Origin of the sequence: Diplocloster modestus (genome assembly GCF_019042245.1) — a bacterium.
Taxonomy (GTDB): Bacteria; Bacillota; Clostridia; order Lachnospirales; family Lachnospiraceae; genus Diplocloster; species Diplocloster modestus.
Genome location: NZ_JAHQCX010000024.1, coordinates 32921 through 49763, shown reverse-complemented (window position 1 = coordinate 49763; position 16843 = coordinate 32921). Strand labels below are relative to the sequence as shown.

The 16843-nt window shown below is 48.2% G+C and carries 18 protein-coding genes; 16 read left to right on the top strand and 2 right to left on the bottom strand.

The annotated features are described in order from the left end of the window. Nucleotides 1–47 precede the first annotated feature (47 nt). The 5 genes from KTH90_RS22845 to KTH90_RS22825 all read left to right on the top strand — a co-directional run bounded on the left by KTH90_RS22845 (nucleotide 48) and on the right by KTH90_RS22825 (nucleotide 4112). The gene (locus KTH90_RS22845) at nucleotides 48–1481 is read left to right on the top strand and encodes a D-alanyl-D-alanine carboxypeptidase family protein (protein WP_158352290.1); all 1434 of its coding nucleotides are present in this window, start codon (nucleotides 48–50) and stop codon (nucleotides 1479–1481) included. A 193-nt stretch (nucleotides 1482–1674) separates the two neighbouring features. Continuing rightward, nucleotides 1675–2088: a rhodanese-like domain-containing protein gene (locus KTH90_RS22840; RefSeq protein ID WP_158352289.1), complete on the top strand. Its 414-nt coding sequence runs from the start codon at nucleotides 1675–1677 to the stop codon at nucleotides 2086–2088. A gap of 11 nt (nucleotides 2089–2099) precedes the next feature. Continuing rightward, nucleotides 2100–2534 (top strand): RrF2 family transcriptional regulator, encoded by a 435-nt coding sequence (locus tag KTH90_RS22835; protein ID WP_158352288.1) that lies wholly within the window; start codon nucleotides 2100–2102, stop codon nucleotides 2532–2534. A gap of 37 nt (nucleotides 2535–2571) precedes the next feature. After that, entirely contained in the window at nucleotides 2572–3264 is a 693-nt protein-coding gene (locus KTH90_RS22830; RefSeq protein WP_238727519.1) for a TlpA family protein disulfide reductase, read from the top strand. 248 nt (nucleotides 3265–3512) lie between these two features. Continuing rightward, entirely contained in the window at nucleotides 3513–4112 is a 600-nt protein-coding gene (locus KTH90_RS22825; RefSeq protein ID WP_158352287.1) for a VanZ family protein, read from the top strand. Nucleotides 4113–4174: 62 nt separating this feature from the next. On the opposite strand, the gene KTH90_RS22820 is transcribed toward KTH90_RS22825, so the two are convergent. Then, nucleotides 4175–4798 carry a CatB-related O-acetyltransferase gene (locus KTH90_RS22820; RefSeq protein ID WP_334300921.1) on the bottom strand — a complete coding sequence of 208 codons (624 nt, stop codon included), beginning with the start codon at nucleotides 4796–4798 and terminating at the stop codon, nucleotides 4175–4177. A gap of 263 nt (nucleotides 4799–5061) precedes the next feature. On the opposite strand from KTH90_RS22820, the gene KTH90_RS22815 reads away from it, so the two are divergent. From KTH90_RS22815 to KTH90_RS22785, 7 genes are all read left to right on the top strand, one after another. Continuing rightward, nucleotides 5062–5766 carry an alpha/beta fold hydrolase gene (locus KTH90_RS22815; RefSeq protein ID WP_158352285.1) on the top strand — a complete coding sequence of 235 codons (705 nt, stop codon included), beginning with the start codon at nucleotides 5062–5064 and terminating at the stop codon, nucleotides 5764–5766. Between the two features lie 100 nt (nucleotides 5767–5866). Next, the gene (locus KTH90_RS25210) at nucleotides 5867–7069 is read left to right on the top strand and encodes a C40 family peptidase (protein WP_158352284.1); all 1203 of its coding nucleotides are present in this window, start codon (nucleotides 5867–5869) and stop codon (nucleotides 7067–7069) included. A gap of 29 nt (nucleotides 7070–7098) precedes the next feature. Next, entirely contained in the window at nucleotides 7099–8034 is a 936-nt protein-coding gene (locus KTH90_RS22805; protein WP_158352283.1) for an alpha/beta hydrolase, read from the top strand. 150 nt (nucleotides 8035–8184) lie between these two features. Next, complete coding sequence (locus KTH90_RS22800; RefSeq protein WP_158352282.1) at nucleotides 8185–8808, top strand: cysteine peptidase family C39 domain-containing protein; 624 nt, start codon at nucleotides 8185–8187, stop codon at nucleotides 8806–8808. 72 nt (nucleotides 8809–8880) lie between these two features. Next, entirely contained in the window at nucleotides 8881–10578 is a 1698-nt protein-coding gene (gene ade, locus KTH90_RS22795; RefSeq protein ID WP_330656168.1) for an adenine deaminase, read from the top strand. Between the two features lie 109 nt (nucleotides 10579–10687). Next, nucleotides 10688–11689 carry an alpha/beta hydrolase gene (locus KTH90_RS22790; RefSeq protein WP_158352280.1) on the top strand — a complete coding sequence of 334 codons (1002 nt, stop codon included), beginning with the start codon at nucleotides 10688–10690 and terminating at the stop codon, nucleotides 11687–11689. A 49-nt stretch (nucleotides 11690–11738) separates the two neighbouring features. Next, the gene (locus KTH90_RS22785) at nucleotides 11739–12251 is read left to right on the top strand and encodes a cysteine hydrolase family protein (RefSeq protein WP_158352279.1); all 513 of its coding nucleotides are present in this window, start codon (nucleotides 11739–11741) and stop codon (nucleotides 12249–12251) included. A 94-nt stretch (nucleotides 12252–12345) separates the two neighbouring features. Here the strand turns inward: KTH90_RS22785 and KTH90_RS22780 are convergent, their stop codons facing one another. Next, nucleotides 12346–13632 (bottom strand): PLP-dependent aminotransferase family protein, encoded by a 1287-nt coding sequence (locus KTH90_RS22780; protein WP_158352278.1) that lies wholly within the window; start codon nucleotides 13630–13632, stop codon nucleotides 12346–12348. Between the two features lie 200 nt (nucleotides 13633–13832). Between KTH90_RS22780 and KTH90_RS22775 the strand changes: the two genes are divergently transcribed. Genes KTH90_RS22775 through KTH90_RS22760 form a run of 4 tightly spaced genes read left to right on the top strand, consistent with a single transcriptional unit; the run spans nucleotide 13833 to nucleotide 16524 of the window. Then, nucleotides 13833–14624, top strand: coding sequence for a zinc dependent phospholipase C family protein (locus KTH90_RS22775; protein ID WP_158352277.1), 792 nt, complete (start codon nucleotides 13833–13835; stop codon nucleotides 14622–14624). Nucleotides 14625–14649: 25 nt separating this feature from the next. After that, on the top strand, nucleotides 14650–15915 hold the full coding sequence (locus KTH90_RS22770; RefSeq protein ID WP_158352276.1) for an MFS transporter: 1266 nt from the start codon (nucleotides 14650–14652) through the stop codon (nucleotides 15913–15915). After that, complete coding sequence (locus KTH90_RS22765; RefSeq protein ID WP_158352275.1) at nucleotides 15912–16073, top strand: FeoB-associated Cys-rich membrane protein; 162 nt, start codon at nucleotides 15912–15914, stop codon at nucleotides 16071–16073. Before KTH90_RS22770 ends, KTH90_RS22765 begins: the two co-directional genes overlap by 4 nt. Nucleotides 16074–16119: 46 nt before the next feature. Further along, complete coding sequence (locus KTH90_RS22760; RefSeq protein WP_238727518.1) at nucleotides 16120–16524, top strand: GNAT family N-acetyltransferase; 405 nt, start codon at nucleotides 16120–16122, stop codon at nucleotides 16522–16524. Nucleotides 16525–16843 lie beyond the last annotated feature (319 nt).

Here is a 16843-nt window from a genome sequence, read left to right as displayed (position 1 = left end):
GGGATAGATGAGGGGCTGCTGTTAGGTATCATCAGGAAAGGGATATTATGATACATAAAACATGCAAAGTGCTGATGTCAGGGATACTGGCGTTTGGCATTTTATTAAATAGCGCCGGGCCGGCCCTGGCAGAGGAGGGGGCGGGGATTCCCGACGACTGGCCGCAGGCTCCCCAGCTCATGGGAGATGCCGCGATACTCATGGAAGCGGGTACCGGAACAGTTCTGTACGAGAAGAACAGCTATGAGCGGCATTATCCGGCCAGTATTACCAAGATTATGACGGCACTTCTGGCTTTGGAAAACTGTTCCATGGATGAGATGATTACTTTCTCCCATAATTCCGTATATGACATTGATCCGGGCTGCTCGATTATCGGTGATATCGATGAGGGAGACCAGCTCTCCATGGAAAAGACCATGTACGGCATGATGTTAAATTCAGGAAATGAAGCGGCATACGGCATTGCGGAGCACGTGTCGGGTGATCTGCCTTCCTTCGCAGAGATGATGAATCAAAGAGCCCGGGAACTGGGATGCCTGGACACCCACTTTGTAAACGCCAACGGGCTGCACAACGATGATCATTATACGACTGCTTACGATATGGCACTGATATCCAGGGAAGCGCTGAAAAATGAAGAGTTCCGTAAGATTGTGCGCACGGTCCGGTATACCATTGAACCGGATGCGTATTGCGGGGAACCCAGGTATATGAAAAATCACCACAAGATGCTGCCGGGCGGAGACTATGAATATCCCGGCTGTATTGGCGGCAAGACCGGTTATACGCTGCGGGCCAACCAGACCCTGGTTACGTTCGCCAGGCGCAATGGAATCGAGCTGATTTGCGTCACTTTGAATGAGACCAGCCCGAACCAGTTTTTGGATACAAAAGCGCTGCTGGACTACGGGTTTGATCAGTTTCAAAGAGTTGATGTGGCGGAGAAGGATACCCGGTATCTCACAGGACAGGATCCCGGTCTTTTTCCGGATCAATTAAAGGACGCGGCCCCATTCCTAAAGCTGGATCCCTCCGACTATGTGGTGCTGCCCAAATCCGCTGATTTTGCGGATACCACATCTGATTATCAGATGTCAGGCAATGGGGAAGACGCGGGAACGGTAAAATATTACTATGGGGGCTACCCCGTCGGCTCGGCAAAAGTCGTGGTGGATGTGACGGAAGAAAAATATATTTTCCCGGTTCACGCAGCCGTAAGCGGGGAGAATCAGGCCGCAGGTGAAAACGCCGCCGATGAAACCTCAAAAAACGGGGAATCAAAAAGTGAAGCTGCAGAAAAAAATTTAGATAAAAAAGGAAGCCAGGAGGAGAAAAAATCTCATCCGCTGCACACGTTTTTTATTGTGATCGGAGTGATTCTGGGAATAGCCGCAGCTCTGTTTGCAGCGGCAGTTATCCGGGTGCGTATCCTAAGGGAGAAGCGCCGGAGGCAAAAACGCAGAAAATACAAACGGTAGTCAAAAGGGGACATGTCCATTTCAGAAAGGGACATGTCCAACTCGATGTCCAAATTGATTCTGTCCCAAGGTTCGCTGATATAGGGAAAGTGGAAATGAAAAAGTAAACGAGAAAATTAGAGGAGGGACTTGACAAACTTATTTGTAACTGTCATAATTACAGTTACAAAATGAAAGATGATGAGGGCCACATATGAGGAAAATATGGATCATAGGTTTATTGTTTCTTTCGGCATTCTATTTATATGGCTGTTCAAAACAGCCGGAGAACCAGGAAAGTCCTGAAAAGGCCAACTATCAGAAAATAACGCCGGAAGAGGCAAAAGAGATGATGGATACCCAGGATGATCTGGTGGTCGTGGATGTCAGAAGGCAGGATGAATACGATGAAAAGCACATCGGAAACGCGGTCTTGATTCCATTAGATACCATCACGGATGAGCAGCCGGAACAGCTTCCGGATCTGGATCAACCCATTCTGGTATACTGCAGAACCGGAGTGAGAAGTAAAGCATCTGCAGAAAAATTAGTGGACATTGGCTACACGTCGGTTTATGATATTGGTGGAATCGTGGACTGGCCCTATGATATAGTCAGTGAAAACTAGGAGGAATCGATATGACGGGAGAATTTGCGGTGGCAGTGCATTCACTTGTTTTTTTAAATCACATGAAAGAGACGGTATCCAGCGAGGTACTGGCTAAAAATGTATGCACAAATCCTGCAAGAGTGCGTAAAGTTCTGGCAAAGCTTAAGAAAAGAAATCTGGTGCTTACCAAGGAAGGCATCGACGGCGGATACTATTTCGCCAAGGATCCGAACAGGGTGAATCTGGCGGATATCTGTGAAGCCCTTGAGATTAAAGCGGTAGATTCATCCTATCGGTCCGGGGATCCGGATGTGGAGTGTATGATCGCGTCCGGCATGGCGGTAGTGATGGATGATATATACCAGACATTGAATCAGAATTGTATGGAATCCCTGAAGAAAATCACCATAGCTATCATCGATGAGGAGTTACAAAAGAGAAAAAAACAGAAAGCCTCAGGCTGACAGGAACGGATCAGGTTCCTGCGGAAAGGAAGCGTAAATGAAGAAAAGAATAATTATGGCAACCATAGGTCTCATTCTGGCATTGTCACTGACTGCATGTGGAAGTACAAATGAGACGAAAGACAGCAAAGCGCCCTCAGCTGCCAACACACAGGAACCAGCGGCAAGTCCCGCGCAAGACCAGCAGACAGCAGTACCGGAGGATGAAACAAAGGCCGAGGTAACCCCCGGAACCACAGATGCGGCCAAAGGATCTGAAGATAACGCGCAGACAGCCAGTTTTCAGAATTTCACCACAACCGATCTGGATGGAAATGAAGTAACCCAGGACATATTCGCCGATGCGGATCTGACCATGATGAATGTCTGGGCGACTTTCTGCGATCCCTGTATCCGGGAAATGCCCGAATTGGGTGAACTGTCAACCGAGTATAAAGATCAGAACGTGCAGATTGTAGGAGTGGCTTTTGACACCCTGAACCAGGATATGAGCATATATCAGGAACAGGTGGATCTGGCAAAAGAAATAGCGGAAAAAACCGGTGCCAACTATCTGCACCTGATTCCCTCCGCAGATCTTCTGCAGGCAGGCCTGATGGATATCGTGGGCGTACCGACCACCTATTTCTTCAATAAGGACGGTAATCAAGTAGGAGAACCGGTAGTAGGTTCCAAGAATAAGGAAGTCTGGGCCTCTATTATTGACGAGCGGCTGGCGATGCTTCAGTAAGACAGAGAAGAGAATACGGACCTGAAGGAGTTGTGCGGTTACTGTTTAACCGCCCGAATCCTCTCAGGTCCTTTTTTATTTCATAGGAGAGTGCTCCTGTGAAATAAAAAACGCTCCGCAGAGGAGGAAAAGGTTCGTAAGCTTAATGGAATCTTCAGATATCATTAAAGATTTCCTAAGCCCGTACGTGTATGATACTATTAAACAGCAGCGCTTGGAAATCCGCAAGGAAGATGGAGGTATAGCAAATGCGGCAAGATAGAAAAAGGACTTTAATTTTACACGGAATGGGAAGCATCTGTTTTCTGTTATGTGTATATGTGGTATTCAAAATAACAGGAATCTCTCCGCTCAGTGGATTCCATACAGATATTCGAATAGAGGAAATAAATGTGATACCGCTTTGGGGAATCCTGGATCTTTTTCTGACAGCGGACGGATGGGAAGGGATCAAGTTCGCACTGATCAATGTAATCGGCAATGTATTGTTATTCTGCCCACTGGGCTTCTTACTGCCGTTACTGTGGGAAAAATATGCAAAGTGGTGGAAGACCCTGGCCGCAGGAGCAGGTCTGTCGGTGCTGATCGAATGTACACAGCTGTTTTTAATCCGCGGTACAGATGTGGATGATGTACTTTTGAATTCGCTGGGTGCCCTGATCGGGTATGGGGCCTACAGACTGGCCGGCAATCTGCAAAAAGAGTTCTGTCTCTGCTTTCGAATCATTCCAAACAAAACATGGGAAATAAAAATAAGAAAGCTGGAACCATGGATTTATATTGCCCTGGCCTACATTGGAATCATAGCGGCGGGATTTTATAAGAGGTATCTATATCTGCAAATGTAGGTCAGATATTAAAAGCCGGCCGGTTAGACCGAATCGTTATCACAGCCCTATCGTATTACCCCTTACTCCAGAGCATCCAAATCGCCGGCCTGAATAGACTTTATACGATCTGATATTTTCTCAACGGGCCAGTCCCACCATTTTAAAGCGAGCAGCCTGTCAATGATCTCCGGTGAAAAACGCTGCCGGATCGGTTTCGCAGGAACACCTCCCACGATCGTATAAGGAGGGACATCCTTCGTGACGACAGCGCGGGTACCGATAATGGCACCGTCCCCGATGGTAACACCTGCCAGAATCACGGCTTCATAGCCGATCCAGACATCATTACCTATTACAATATCCCCCTTATTATCCCAGGCCTCCACTGGACTCATTTTGTGCGCCCATTCATCATAAAACAATGGAAACGTATAAGTTGATAAAGAGTTCAGCGTGTGATTCGCGCTGTTCATTAAAAATTTGGCGCCACAGGCGATCGAGCAGAACTTACCGATTATCAGCCGGTCGTTGTTGATCGGATAGTGATACAATACGTTATTCTTCTGAAAATCCCCCGGATCCTGAACGAAGTCGTTATAAATCGTAAAATCTCCTACTTCAATATTAGCATGATCAATCACATTTTTCAGGTAAACGATCTGTGCATCTTTGACCCGCGGATAAATTTTATTACTATCTGGAATAGCCATCATGAGCTCCTTCTTTCTATTTTATTCTTTTCAGACTATCCCAGTATAAGCAATGCACCGCTTCATAAAAACACCTCTTCTTGTACTGCTCAATGTGTAAAGCCCTATCATTATATCACAATCCAAAAGAAATGAACATGGAGACGTTTCGGCCTCTCTGTTGGAAATATATCCCATTTAATAATGAACAAGCGGATATTGACGTTCCATTTTATTTACGGTAAAGTGAAAGGGTCGGGGAATAAGGAGCGATACATATGAAAATCAAAGTAAACGGGATCGAACTGGCTTATGAAAAGTCAGGAACGGGCAGTCCGGTCATTTTTCTTCATGGTAACGGGGAGGACCACACGATCTTCCGGGAAACGATAGAAAAACTGACTTCCGATTATACGGTGTACGCGTTAGACAGCCGCTGTCACGGTGAGAGTTCTGCGTCCGAGCATCTGAGCTATTCCCTGATGGCCAAGGATGTGGTGTGCTTTATCCGGAAGCTGGGGATAAAAAAACCGGTAATCTGCGGTTTCAGCGATGGAGCCATTACGGGGATTCTCATTGCCATGCGTTATCCGTCGTTACTGGCTGGGCTGATTTCCTGCGGGGCTAATATAACACCGGATGGTTTAAAGGGAAGGTATCGGATTTGGTTTCGTCTGGTGTATGCGGTTACCGGGGATAAGCTGATCGGGATGATGCTGAGGGAACCTCATATTCCGGGGCCGGAGCTTCAACAGATCCGGATACCGGTGCTGGTGGCCGCAGGGGAAAAAGATATCATTCGGCTGCAGCATACGAAGAGAATCGCGGCACATATGAGACATGGAGCGTTAAAGATCATCAAAGGGGAAAACCATGGAAGCTATGTGGTTCATTCGATAAAATTATACCGGATTATACTTCCATTTCTGAAAAACCTGAATGATTGTCAAAATAGTGAAAAAACAGCCGCTGAGTGCTCATAGCGATAAAAAAGTATATCGAAATTTGTCAGGAAAACTGTACAAATTATGGTAAACCAGTTATAATAAAAAAGATAGGAAATCCACAAGGGAGGAGCGGCCGGTGAAAAAGAATAGAATAATCGGATTGGGATTGGTTATAGTCATGTGCGCACTGGTGGTATTGCCGGTGAATGCAACGAATTCATCTCAGGTGAAGCAGCAAAAGCAGCAGACCCAGAGTAAACTGGATGAAACGAACAAGAGCATCAATGATCTGGAAAATAAGAAGAAAAAGTTACAGTCGGAAATCAATGCGCTGGACTCGCAGCTGGTACAGGTACTGACAGAGCTGGGCATCCTGGAAAATGATCTGGCGGAAAAAGAAGCTCAGATCGAGCAGGCTCAGATCGATTATGAAAATGCGGTAGAAGAACAGAACCGTCAGTACGAGGCGATGAAACAGCGTATCAAATATATGTACGAGCAGGGGGATACGATGATGCTGGAGGTGCTGCTCCAGGCGGACAGTATTTCCAATATGCTGAATAGAGCTGATTATGTAAATCAGATGTATGATTACGACCGGCAGAAGTTAGAAGATTACAAAGCGATCACCGAGGAAGTAAAGCGCCTGGGTGAACAGTTGCAGGATGAAAAAGAAGAGCTGGAACAAATGCAGCAGGATTATCAGAACCAACAGGCTGAACTGCAGGGAATGCTGGATCAGAAGAAGGCTACGGCCGGTAATTATGAGGCGCAGCTCTCAGATGCCAAGGCGAAGGCAAAAGAATATCAGAGCCTGATTCAACAGCAAAATGACCAGTTAAAGAAGATAGAAGAGGAACGCAAGCGTCAGGAAGCAGCAGCGGCAGCCGCTCAGCAGAACAATAACACAGGCCAGGGTACAGGCTCGGGCGGAGGAAATGGCTCCGGAGGCGGATCCGGTTCCGGGGGCGGTTCCAAACCTTCCGCGTCCGGCAGCGGAATGGGAAGCCAGATCGCGAATTTTGCCTTACAATTCGTGGGCCGTCCCTACGTTCTCGGTGGGACAAGCCTGACAAACGGAGCGGATTGTTCCGGGTTTATATGGGCGGTCTATAATAATTTCGGTATTTCAGTGCCACGTACCTCAGGAGCGCAGGGATCTGGAGGAAGCGCAGTTTCCTTCGATGATATCCAGGCCGGGGATGTGTTGTATTACGGGGGACATGTGGGAATCTACATAGGCGGAGGCCAGATCGTTCATGCCAGTACACCCAGCAGCGGAATCAAGATCAGCAGTGCGACCTACAAGACGATTATCTCTGTCAGGAGATATGTCTGAAAATAAATCCTTGAATGGGAAGTGGCAGTATGCAGTTGGATGAAACAACGGTACGATCCGGGCAGGATCAGTTATCTTTGAGTGTATGGCTGGCCAGGCCGGAAGGGAAAGCAAAAGGGATCGTGCAGATCGCCCACGGAATGAGCGAGCACAAAGAGCGTTATGAGGATTTTATCAGGTTCCTATGTGAGCATGGATTTGTGGTGCTGATCAATGACCATAGGGGACATGGACAGAGTGTCAGAACGAAGGATGACCTGGGATATTTTTATGAAAACGGCGGGGAAGCGCTGGTGGAGGATCTGCATCAGCTGACCGGCTGGGTGAAGGAGAGGTATCCGGATCTTCCATTTTTCCTGTTCGGGCACAGTATGGGTTCGCTGGCAGTCAGAGCCTATACAAAGAAATATGACCGGGAGCTGGACGGCCTGATGGTCTGCGGCTGCCCGAGTTATAATCCGGCAGCGAATATGGGCAGGGCCATGGTGCGCGCGATGGCAAAGTTTAAAGGCGAACGTTACCGAAGCCAGAAGATGAACCATATGATGTTCGGCGCCTTCAACACACCGTTTAAACCGGCCGATTCTGAATTTGCCTGGATTAGTCTCAATGAGGAAAATGTAAAGGCTTATGATGCGGATGAGCTCTGCGGATTTATTTTCACACTGAACGGTTTTGAAAGCCTATTGGACATCATGCTTACGGTGTATGATCCTAAGGGATGGAAGATGGAGCGGCCAGGGCTCCCGGTATGGTTTTTATCAGGAGACCAGGATCCCTGCCTGACCAGTAGGGAACGGTTTCTGGATGCGGTGGGACTGATGAAGAAGGTTGGCTATCAGGATGTCACTTATAAGCTGTATGAAGGCCTGCGCCATGAGATCCTGAATGAGAAATGCAAAGAGACCATCTATCAGGATATACTTGAAAAGCTACAGGAATGGACTGGAAACATTCAGCGGTAGAGAACATATCATATAGTAGGAAATCAGAATGAAATTCCGGAAGGGCGGCGGCAAGCCGTCCTTTCGTGCATTTTATATCATAGGAAAGAGCTCCTGTGATATAAAAAACGATCCGCGGGGATCGCGCTGCGGCAGAAAGGAGCCAACGATATGAATATTCAAAAAATAGAATTACACTATATCCAGGTGGAAAAAGGATATGGCGGCAATCAGGATCGGTTCCGGAACTTTCTGATGAAGATGGGCGGATGCGCCGCGATCACGGCCTGTGATATCTGTATTTATCTGGCACAGCGGACAGATGAGTGGAAGCGGCTGTATCCATCGGATGAATACCCGGTAACTGCGCAGCAGTATGAAGAATTCGGGATGCAAATGAAGAGATACCTGCATCCCAGAGTGGGGGGAGTGTCCAGGCTGTCCATGTATACCGAAGGATTTGACCGATATGCGGAGGATTGCGGGGTTGGCCTGTCCTGGGACAGTATATCCGGTACGGCTGGGTATGAGGAGGCGGAAGCTTTTGTATGCAGGCACCTGGATGCAGGAATGCCGGTGGCTTATCTGATGCTCAGGCATGAAAACCGGGAATTTGAGGATATCAATTGGCACTGGTTTGTTTTGACCGGTTATGAGCGGGCCGGTGACAATTTCCGGATCGTCTACGCCACCTATGGACAACGCAGAACCGCGGATTTCAAAGTGTTGTGGAATACCGGAAAAGAAGAGAGGGGAGGAATGCTGGCAGTACGGGAGATACGGAGTGATCCATAAAAAGTCTGCAAAATACTGGATAAGAACAGTAAAATGAATTACAATGTGCTTATAAAGAAAGGGGGCTTACCTGTGAAAAATTATGAAACTTTATTGGAAACAGCGATGGGGAGTAAAAAAAGCGCACTGGTGCTGAAAAACGGAAAGATCATCAATGTATTTACCGGTGAAATCCTGTCCGGGGATATCGCGGTCGAGGATGGATATATCGCAGGTATCGGATCGTACGAGGGGGAAAAAGAGGTAGATCTGGAGGGCAGATATGTGGCGCCCGGGTTTATCGATGCGCATCTGCATCTGGAATCCACGATGGTGACGCCGCCGGAACTGATCGGAAACGCGGTGGCATGGGGGACGACAACCTATGTGGTAGATCCACATGAAGCGGCCAATGTAAAAGGAAAGGACGGAATTGACTATATACTGAATACGACAGCCCATGTGCCGGCTAACGTCTATGTGATGATGCCTTCCTGCGTACCGGCTACGGCATTTGAAGACAACGGATGCGTTTTCCGGGCGGAAGACATGAAGGAGTATCTGAATAATCCCAGGATTTTGGGACTGGGTGAGGTGATGGATTATGTTTCGGTGGTGAACGGCGGTTCGGATATGGTGGATAAGCTGAATCTGTTCCGCGGTAAAACCATAGACGGCCATGCGCCGGGGCTTTCGGAGAAAGATCTGAACACCTATGCACTGGCGGGAATCCAGACCGATCATGAATGCGTGGATTACGAGTACGCCATGCGGGAGCGAAGGCTTGGAATGCATGTGCATATCCGGGAAGGCAGTGCGGCGAGGAATCTGGAAGCCCTGGTAAAAGGGATCGTGGAAAATAAGGTTTCCACCGAAGGATTTTCATTCTGTACGGATGATAAACATATAGAGGATATCCGAAGGGAAGGCCACATCAGTTTCTGCATCAAAAAAGCGGTATCCCTGGGGATTCCGCCTGTTCAGGCGATCAGGATGGCCACCATTCAGGCGGCCAGGTGTTATAAACTGGATCATTTGGGTGCGGTGGCTCCCGGCTATCAGGCCGATCTCGTAATTCTTCAGGATCTGGATGAACTGGCAATTACTGATGTATACTATAAAGGTGTGCCGGTCAGAGAATTTAACGTAGATAAACAGGTGCTGGATGCGAACCATCCGCTTAAGAATACGGTTCATTTAAAAGAGATCCGGCCGGAAGATCTTAGATACAGACCTGGTGAGTCCCCTCATGCCGCAGTTTTGCTGTTGCCGGGACAGATCGTGACGAAGAAATTCTACGGTACCCTGCCCTGTGAAGAAGGCTGTTTCAAGCAAAATGCGGAGTATAATAAACTGGCCGTGCTGGAACGCCACCATGCCACCGGTAAAATCGGGATAGGCGCAGTGATAGGGTTCGGTATCCAAGACGGGGCCATCGCCTCCTCCGTCTCCCATGATTCCCATAATATATCTGTAATCGGGGATAACGATGAGGATATGCTGCTGGCCGTCAGGGAATTGGAGCGGGTGCAGGGCGGATATACCATTGTATCCCGTGGAAAAGTGGTGGATACACTTCCGCTGCCGATTATGGGATTAATGAGCGACGCTGGTTTTGAACAGGTAAACGACCTGTTACAGCGGATGACAAAGACTGCCCATGAAATGGGGGTACCAAAGGGAGTGGAACCGTTTGTCACGCTGTCCTTTATCGCACTGCCGGTTATCCCTGAGATTCGGGTGACTCCAAGAGGTTTATTCGATGTAACTACGTTTTCATTTGTCGAATAGGAAAGCCTGACTATCCTGTTGTCGTACAGTAGGAAGAGTCAAAAACTGAAGAGTCAAAAACAGATGAACAGCAGATTTTAAAGTAAGAAAGAAAAGAGGAAGAAACAGCATGAATATACGGGAAATCAAGCTGACCACCAATCCGGGGGCAACCCTGACCGCCTATTTGCCGGAGGTTCACTCGGAATTGTCAAATATCGAGCGGCGGCCCGGAATCCTGGTTATTCCGGGGGGAGCTTATATGTTCCTGTCGGCCCGTGAGGCGGAGCCGGTGGCGCTGGCCTATGCGGCCCAGGGCTATCACGCGTTCGTCCTTTGCTATTCGGTGGGAAAGGAACATCACTGGCCTCAGCCTCTGGAGGACGCGCAGGAGGCGATGCAGGTGATTGTATCTCATGCGGAAGAATGGAAAGTGGATGAGAAACGGATCGCAGCGGTTGGATTTTCTGCGGGAGGGCATCTGGCTGCAGCGCTGGGGACAATGGGGTCGATCCGGCCGGCTGCCGTGATCCTGGGCTATCCCTGCACACTGGACAGTCTGGGGAAGATACTGGTATTTCCGGTACCGGGGCTGCTTGACAAAGTGGATGAAAAAACCCCGCCTGTCTTTTTGTTTTCCACATATGAGGACGACGTAGTGCCGATCAGCAACTCTGTCCGCTTTCTGGATGCGCTGAACCGCAATCGGATTCCTTTCGAATGCCATATTTTCCAGAAGGGCTGCCATGGGCTGTCGTTAGCGAAGCCGCTGACATCCGCCGGCTTTAAACAGAATGTGGAGGAAGATGCCGCCAAATGGTTTGAGTTAAGTATCTGCTGGCTTCACAACCTGTGGGGAGACTTCCCTTCGGAGCATTCCAAGGCCAGAAGGCGGGCGGATGATATGAAAGAATATAGTGTGAATGTAACCGTGGAGAGCATGATCGGCAATCCGCAGGTAAAAGAGTTATTGCTTCAGGTGGCTCCTGCGCTGGCCGATCCGGATATGCTGGATCAGGCGGCGCCGATGACGATCACACAGATTAACCGGGAGATCGCAGAGGAGTACCGGATGACCCAGCAACAGATGGAGCAGTTAAACGCTGCGCTAAAAGCGATCCCCTATATTTGACAGGCCACCATACCTATATGTGCTGAAAAACGCACAAATGGAGGATAACATGAACAAGCTATTGGTTGTAGTAGATATGCAAAAGGACTTTATCGACGGGGCTTTGGGGACACCACAGGCCCAGGCCATCGTTCCCGGTGTGCTTGAGAAAATCCGGCATTATCACAAGGCAGGCGATGATATTGTATTTACCATGGATACCCATACACAGGATTATCTGGATACACAGGAGGGAAGAAAACTTCCGGTTCCCCACTGTATCAAAGGAACAGCGGGATTCGAACTGACCGGCGAGCTGGCGCCCTATGCATCCGTGGTATTTGAAAAACCTGCGTTCGGAAGCTTAACCCTGGCGGAATATGCATCGGGTGGGGAATATGATCAGATCGAGCTGATTGGCCTGTGCACGGACATATGCGTCATCTCCAACGCGCTGCTTTTAAAGTCTTATCTGCCGGAGAGCCGGATTATGGTAGATTCCGGGTGCTGCGCGGGAGTAACCCCTGAATCTCATGAGAATGCCCTGGAAGCGATGAGGATGTGCCAGATCGAGATTCTATAAGGAAGGATAAAACAAAGACAAAACAAAGACAAAATACGGCCCCGGAATCAAACAGGACAGTGATCAAATGTGTCCGATTCCGGGGCCGCTATTATTATCTGTTTTCCAGGATCTTATCGATGGAAACCAGTTTCACGCAGAGGACAAACAGTTCCGTAGCCAGAGCCAGCTCTTCTGTAGTCGGGAAAGAAGGGGCGATACGGATATTGCTGTCTTTCGGGTCCTTTCCATAAGGATAGGTTGCGCCGGCAGGCGTCATGACGACACCGGCGTCTTTGGCCTTTTGAACAATTGCTTTCGCGCAGCCTTCCAGGGAGTCGAAGGAGATAAAATATCCACCCTTCGGACGGATCCATTTACCAATACCCAGTCCGTTCAACTCTTTTTCAAAGGTGTCCACAACTGCCTCGAATTTTGGACGCATACTGGCGGCATGTTTTTTCATATGTTCGGTGATCCCGTCCAGATCCTTGAAATAGCGTACATGGCGCAGTTCGTTTAATTTGTCGTGACCGATGGTCTGTACGGTCATATGCTGCCGGATTTCCTTTAAGTTCGCATCGGAAGCGGCTATGGCAGCGACTCCGGAACCGGGGAAACTGATCTTGGAAGTAGAGGTGAATTTATAAACGATATCCGGATTACCGGCTTTCTCACATTCGGTAACCAGTTCGATCAGGATATCCTGATCATCTTCGTACAGGTGATGAACACTGTAGGCATTGTCCCAGAAGATCCTGAAATCTTTCGCCGCAGGTTTTAAACGGGCAAAACGGTGTACCGTCTCATCAGAATAAGTGATTCCCTGGGGATTAGAGTATTTCGGTACACACCAGATTCCCTTGATCGAATCATCCTCGCTGACCAGTTTCTCAATCAGGTCCATATCCGGGCCGGTAGGAAGCATGGGAACATTGATCATTTCAATGCCGAAATATTCAGTGATTTTAAAGTGGCGGTCATAACCGGGGACCGGACAGAGGAATTTTACCTTATCTAACTTCGCCCAGGGAGTGCTTCCGAGAACACCATGTGTCATGGCGTGGCTGACCATATCAAACATCACATTCAGGCTGGAGTTGCCAAATATTATAATCTTTTCAGCGGGAACTTCGATCATCGATGCGAGAAGCTCTTTGGCTTCCTGGATACCGTCGATTACTCCATAGTTTCTGCAGTCGATCCCGGCTTCACATTTTAAATTCGTTGAGCTGTTCAGGACATCCATCATTCCCATGGAGAGATCTAACTGTTCAGTAGAGGGTTTTCCGCGGGACATATCCAGTTTCAGACCTTTCCCCTGGAAAGCTTTATATGTTGTTTCTAATTCGCCTTTAAGGGCCAATAACTCATCGTTGCTCATTTCCTGATAACTTTTCATAATAGCGCACCCTTCCTTTTTTTACTCTTAATTTCACATTATACCCCAGAATTTAATCCAGCACAACGGTGAATTATATAAATGCAGAAAAGAATTATATAAATGTAGAAAAGAAAACATATTATTTACGAGAATTTAATTTCCAAATTAGGGGAAACCCTATATAATAATATGTAGGAACCTATTCAGGAGGACAACTTATGCCTGCGATGTATACACATCACGCGTTTGCAAAGGAGGTTCGTGAGCGGCTGAAGCCGCCTTATCGGAAGATAACAGATACTTTTGAAAATGAATATATGATTGGAGCGCAGGGACCGGATTTTTTGTTTTTCTATTATCCTTTTACAAAAAATAAGGTGAAAGACGAAGGGGAGAGAATTCATCATGAGCCTGCCCGCCAGCTGTTTGAACCGGCGCAGGCGGTATTACGGGAGAAAGGGCTGGACAGTGCCTACGGCGCTTATGTGATGGGGCTGCTGTGTCATTTTATGCTGGACAGCAGCTGCCACGGTGCGGTTGAGGAGCAGATCGGTCGTACCGGCCTGTCCCATGCGGGGCTGGAAGGTGAACTGGATTGGATGCTGATGACGCGGGACGGTTTGGACCCGGTATCCTATCAGCCGGCCGGATTTATGGATCCGGATCTGTCATGCGCGGCTGTAGTGGCATCGTTTTATCCCGGGGTTACGCAGGAAAAAGTACATAAATCATTGAAAGCACTGAAGTGGTATAAAAATTTTCTGGTTGCAGAACATAAGGGCAAACGATTTGTCCTGGTAACCGGCATGAAATGCACCGGGGTATATCACAAATTCGGAGGCCTGATGATGGGAACCGCGGCCGATCTAAGAGCGGAACAGGCGGTCAGCCTGTTTTACCGCCTGTATCAGGATGCCATCGGCAATACGGCCCGTCTGATCAAAGACTATATGGACGGTGTCAAAACAAAGGAACCGCTGGCCAAAAGATTTGAGCGGAATTTTGAATAGGTGGAGAGTATGAGGAGGAAAGTTAGTGGATAAGCAAAAGCTGACAAGAATGGAAAAACAGTGGATTCTGTATGATGTGGGAAATTCCGCATTTATAATGTTGGTTACGACGATCATTCCGATCTATTATAAAAATATCGCACTGGCGGAGGGCGTATCATTGGCTCACTCCACCGCTTATTTCGGTTACGCAACTTCTATATCAACCCTAATCGTAGCATTATTAGGGCCGATCCTAGGAAGCATGTCAGACACCAAGGGATATAAAAAACCATTGTTTACCCTGTTCCTCATTATCGGAGTACTGGGATGTGCGGCTCTGGCGCTGCCGGTGCCCTGGCTTATGTTTCTGGGGATATTCGTGATCGCCAAGGTGGGATATAATTCCAGCCTGATTTTCTACGATTCCATGCTGACAGATATCACTACAAAAGAGCGTATGGATGAAGTATCCTCCCAGGGCTATGCCTGGGGTTATATCGGCAGCTGTATCCCGTTCATCATCAGCCTGCTGTTTGTGCTGTTCGCAAAGCCCATCGGGATCTCTGCTGCCACCGCCACGATGATCGCCTTTTTATTAAATGCCGTGTGGTGGTTTGGGATCACCATTCCGCTGTTAAAAAATTACAGACAGAAATATTATGTGGAAGTACAGAGCCATCCGTTTAAAGAAAGCTTTGCCCGGATCGTCAAAATGCTGAAAAACATCCGGAAGGAAAAGGGCATCTTCTTATTCCTGCTGGCTTTCCTGTTTTATATTGACGGCGTCTACACCATTATTGAGATGGCCACATCCTATGGCAAAGATGTGGGAATCGGGGATAACAGCTTACTGCTGGCCCTGCTTCTGACCCAGGTCGTAGCATTCCCCTGCTCCATCTTATTTGGGAAACTCTCGAAGAAATATAAGACTACATCCCTGATTAAAGTAGGCATTCTCGGCTATACCGGGATCGCGCTCTTTGCCCTTCAGTTAGATAAAGCCTGGGAATTTTGGTTCCTGGCTGTCTGCGTGGCAGTATTCCAGGGCGCTATCCAGGCACTGTCCCGGTCCTACTTCGCCAAAATCATACCGGAAGAACAGGCGGGCGAATACTTTGGCCTCTACGACATTTTCGGGAAAGGCGCTGCCTTTATCGGCACCATGATGATGGGAATCTCCACCCAAATCTCAGGCAGCTCAAAAACAGGAGTATTCCTTCTGGTGCTGATGTTCGTGGCCGGCTATATCTTATTCCGTAAAGCCGATCAGGTTAACGCCCAGTCCCCGTCAGAAAGGAAATTCGTATGACTGATATCATTATAGGCGCGATCCTCATAGCGGCAGTGATCCTGGCCTCATATAAAATCTATAAAAATCATAAGAATGGAGGATGCTGCGGCAACTGCAGCGGATGCAGCGGCTGCGCAAAACAAGATGATACACATTACAAAAGCCGAAAAAAATAAAAAAGACTACCTGCCCCTGCTCCTTCTGGCAGACCCGGATGAGAACATGATCGATAAATACCTGGACGCAGGGGACCTGTATCTGATGGAGGAGCAGGGCGAAACGATCTGTGTGGCCGTAGTCGTCCGTCTGTCCGACACCGAATGCGAGCTGAAGAATCTGGCGGTAGCCGAATCACACCAGCATCAGGGAAACGCGACCGCCATGATGCTCTATCTCTTTTACATGTACCAGCTACTCTACGAAACCATGTATGTGGGCACCAGTGAAAAGGGGGTTTCCTTCTATCAGCAGCTGGGGTTTCAGTATGATCGCACGCTGGCTGGTTTTTTCACACAGCATTACCCGGAACCTGTCTATGAGGATGGGGTGCTTTGTGAGGATATGATTTGTTTGAAAAAAGACCTGACTGTGGCTGGACATAGCTGTGGGGGGAGTGAGAATCGTTAAGAGGCCGGATGGGAGGGGACTGGCACCTTTCGGCAGTAAAGCTAAAACTTCAAAGTAACGACGCAGAGAAAGGGGCCTGTCCCCGGATGTTGACTGGAGCAGTCTCACATCCGGGGACAGGCGCTTTTTTTCGAATAGACCGGCATCCTGGGACAGGCCCCTTTCTCTACGCAGTTACTTGAAGTTTTAGCTTTACTGCCGAAAGGTGCCAGTCCCCTCCCATCTGGCCTGTTTAAATAAATCTCCGAATTTTTAAAGAAATGCTTTAGAAATTCTTTGGATTTTTATGTGCGAGCATTTTAGATTCTCATTTTATGAT